The organism is Frankia sp. AgB1.9, from assembly GCF_016786355.1.
Classification (GTDB): Bacteria; Actinomycetota; Actinomycetes; order Frankiales; family Frankiaceae; genus Pseudofrankia.
In genome coordinates this window covers 30,613-34,136 of sequence record NZ_JADWYX010000102.1, presented here as the reverse complement: position 1 = coordinate 34,136, position 3,524 = coordinate 30,613, and the positions used below count along the sequence as shown (strand labels likewise).

The following is a 3,524-nucleotide window of genomic DNA, read 5'->3' as shown; positions in this document are numbered from 1 at the left end:
CCCCCTAAACCCCCCCCCGCGCGGCCCCCCCCCCCCCCCCCGGCGGGGCGGCGCGCCGGCCCCCCCGCCCCCCGGAGGCGGCGCCCCGGGAGGCCGGTGCCGGTCCGGCCGCGCGACCCGCGGACCGGGCGGCGCTCACGACGCCCGACACCTGGCGGTTTCAGGCCCGGTATCCACGCGCAGCCCGCGTGGATGCCGGGCCTTCCCCGTGGTCAAGGTTCGGAATAGCCTTGTCTGGGCCGTCCGCCACCGCTGCCGCCGTACGCCCGCCACCGCGCCCAGCGTCACGGCGCGCCGCCGTGCCCAGCATCACAGCGCACCACCGCACCCACAGCACCACCGCGCCGAGGAGGAGACCCGTGTTCGGTGGCCCAGGCGGCGATCCCCACTCGCTGGACTCCGGCCGGTGAGCGGCGGCCGGCGCCTGATGCTGCTGCGGCACGCCAAGTCCGACTGGGCCGACGCGCAGACACCGGACGCGAGGCGGCCGCTGTCGCGCGACGGCCGGGACGCCTGCGTGCTGGTCGCCGAGCACTTCGCCGCCGAGCGGCTGGCGCCCGACCTGATCCTGTGCTCCTCCGCGCTGCGGACCCGCCAGACGGTCCAGCGGATCGCCGCCGCGCTGCCGCCCGACGTGCCGGTGCTCACCGAGGACCGGCTCTACCTCGCGGGCCCGGACGAACTGCTCGGCCGGCTTCGCGAGGTAGACGACGGCGTACCGAACCTCCTGCTGGTCGGGCACAATCCCGGCATCCACGCGCTCGCCGTCGGGCTGCTGGCGCAGGCAGACCGAGCGCGGATCCCGACCTTCCCGACCGCGGCCCTCGCCGTCCTGGACCTGGGCACCCGGCGCTGGGCCGAGCTGGGGCCGGCCAGCACCCGGTTCGGCTCCTTCGTCACCCCACGCGGCCTGCGGCACGCCTCCTGACGGGACGTCCCAGGGAGGGGTCAGTAGGCCTGTTCCATGATCCGGGAAACCAGGCCGACGGCCCCGCCGACGACGAGCGCGGCACCGGTGAGGATCCACAGCACGACGGAGCCGGTCGGCAGCGCGAAGCAGCCGAGCACGAACCCCATGATGATCAGTATGACGGCGGCCCAGGAGCCCCCGTTCGCCCGTCGGTGGCCACCGGCTGTCCTGGGCGAGAGGCCCGCGCCGGGCAGGGCCGGCCCCGGGCCGGGCCGCGAGTCCCGCGTCGTCCGCATGTCCCGCGTCGCCCGCGTGTCCTGCTCCGTGCGCACCACCGTGCCACGCTCCCGGTCCTCGCCCGCGTGACGACTGGGAACAGGCCCAGCCCGCCGGCGCCGCGTCGGGGCCCGGCCGCCCGCCGGCCGGGCCGTCCACGCCATGGTTCCCCACCCCGGGCCGGTTCGCACCACCACGGCTGGCCGGCCACCCGGCTGGCACCGCCCGGGCCGAGCTGATGCGGGGGGCGCCCGGTGGCCCGGCGCCCCCCGCGGCTCGCTCAGGCGAAGCCGGCGATCCGGCGCAGGTCGGCCAGCTGGTCGCTCAGCCACCGGGCGACGTCGTGGGTGCGGACCTGTTCCGCGGCGGCCGCCAGCCGGCGGTGCCGCTCCTCCAGCGGCATGGTCAACGCGCTGTAGAACGCGTCGGCCATCTGCTGGAGGTCGAACGGGTGCAGGGTCACGGCGTGCTCGCCGAGCTCCTCGTGCGCGCCCGCCGTCTCGGACAGTGCCAGCACCCCGCCGCGGCCGTTGACGACCGCGACCTCCTTGGCCACGAGGTTCATCCCGTCCGCGATCGCGTTCACGACCAGCACGTCGCAGATCGAGTAGGCCGCGATCGCCAGCGCGAAGTCCTCGACCATCCGCAGGTCGATCGGCTGGCGGCCATCCTTGGTGAACCGGGCGTTGATCTCCGCGACCACCCCGCCGATCAGGGCGATGTAGTCGGCGTACTCGGGGACGTCGGTCCGGCTCGGCTGCAGCAGCGCCAGGAAGCTCACCTTGCCGACGAGCTCGGGGTGCTGCTCCAGCAGGGTGCGGAACGCCTGGAACCCCCGCACGACGTTCTTGCTCGGGTCGGTCCGGTCGACCCGCAGCATCAGCTGCCGGTCGTCGCCGAGGAAGATGTAGCGCAGCATCGAGACGTGGGCGGCCACGTCCTCGCTGGCCAGCGTCGCGTCGAGCGCCGCCGGGTCGACCGAGATCGGGTAGTACCGGGCCCGGACCACCCGGTCGCCGACGTTGATCGTCATCGCGTCCAGGTCGATCGGCAGGCCGAGCAGCTCGCTGGCACACAGGACGAAGTTGCGGGCGTAGCGGCGGGTGTGGAACCCGACCACGTCCGACCCGAGCAGCCCGGTGAGCAGCCGCTCCCGGATGTCGGCCGGCAGCACCCGCCACTCGTCCGGCCCCGGCCACGGGATGTGGACGAAATGGGTGAGCACGACGTCCGGGCACTGCTGGCGGACGTGCTCGGCGACCAGGTAGAAGTGGTAGTCCTGCAGCAGGACAAGTGCTTTCCCACCGCGGGCCCGGACCTCGTCGGCCACCGCGTCGGCATACGCCCGGTTCACGGCGGCGTAGCCGTTCTCGAAGGCCTCATGCTCGGCCTGGGTGAAGTCGGGCGAATAGGCCCGGCCGTACAGCCCGTGCTGGATGAACCAAAGGATCGGGTTCGACCAGACGGAGTAGAAGTCGGCGTACGCGAACGGGTCGGTCTCGACGATCCGAATCTTGATCGACGGCCCGTCGGCGGGCTTGTTCGAGCCCCCGTCGTCGGAGCTTGGGTCGCCGAACGCGGAGTCGACGAGATGCGGGACCGGCAGGGTCTGCACGTGCAACGCCTTGCCGGCGGCCTCGCGGGCCACGACGGCGTCCTCCTCGGTCGCCGCGCCGCAGACCCAGACGGCGTCGTCGAGATGTTCAGCCAGGCCGGACAGCGCGGAGACCAGTCCGCCCGCGCCACGGTTCACGGTCCGGCCAGCGCTGTCCCGGCCAAAGCTGACCGGGCCTCGGTTGGACAACAGCACCAGCGGCAGGTCGAGCACATCGGTGTGCGCCACGTGGGGACGGCCCTCCTGGTGGGTTTTCAAGGAGCATTCCCTGTCACCCAGGAGCCGCCGCTACGGGCGTTCCCCGGGGACGAAGGGGGTGGCTCACTCAACGGTTCGTTTTCCACGGCCAACAGGGCGCCGGCGGTTCCTCGGCGCAGCCCCCCTTGCGCGGCGACGGCCTGCCCGGGGATCACGGCTGCGCATATGCCGAAAGAGGCCAGTCGCCAACCGGTCGCCAACCGTCGCCGCAGTCCACGCACGGGTCCGTCCGTGATCTTTCCGGCAGGCGGGCGGGCTCCGGGCAGAGAACTGGCCCCAGAAGTGGGCTTCTGCGCGCCCCGCCCCGGCGATGCCGGCCAGGGCTGCGGGCCTCAGTTCGTCAGCTGCCTGTTCGAGGCTCCTTCCCGGCAGGCGGGGCCGGTCGGGGCGGCGCGGGCGTTCGGGCACCGCCGAGCGGGCCCCCCCCCCCCCCGCCGCCCCGGGGGGGGGGGCGGGGGGCACCCC

General features: G+C 74.1%; 3 protein-coding genes. 1 reads left to right on the top strand and 2 read right to left on the bottom strand.

Annotation, left to right across the window (positions count from 1 at the left end):
* The first annotated feature begins 427 nt into the window (after positions 1-427).
* The gene (locus tag I6A60_RS30830) at positions 428-928 is read left to right on the top strand and encodes a histidine phosphatase family protein (protein WP_203011767.1); all 501 of its coding nucleotides are present in this window, start codon (positions 428-430) and stop codon (positions 926-928) included.
* Between the two features lie 20 nt (positions 929-948).
* On the opposite strand, the gene I6A60_RS30825 is transcribed toward I6A60_RS30830, so the two are convergent.
* Both I6A60_RS30825 and I6A60_RS30820 read right to left on the bottom strand, forming a co-directional pair.
* Positions 949-1,245: a hypothetical protein gene (locus I6A60_RS30825; protein WP_307873947.1), complete on the bottom strand. Its 297-nt coding sequence runs from the start codon at positions 1,243-1,245 to the stop codon at positions 949-951.
* Positions 1,246-1,466: 221 nt separating this feature from the next.
* Positions 1,467-3,029 carry a trehalose-6-phosphate synthase gene (locus tag I6A60_RS30820; protein WP_203011765.1) on the bottom strand — a complete coding sequence of 521 codons (1,563 nt, stop codon included), beginning with the start codon at positions 3,027-3,029 and terminating at the stop codon, positions 1,467-1,469.
* Positions 3,030-3,524 lie beyond the last annotated feature (495 nt).

Excerpts from the sequence above, each read along its gene's own strand:
- I6A60_RS30830 (WP_203011767.1), top strand. The coding sequence starts at position 428 with ATGCTGCTGCGGCACGCCAAGTCCGACTGGGCCGACGCGCAGACACCG.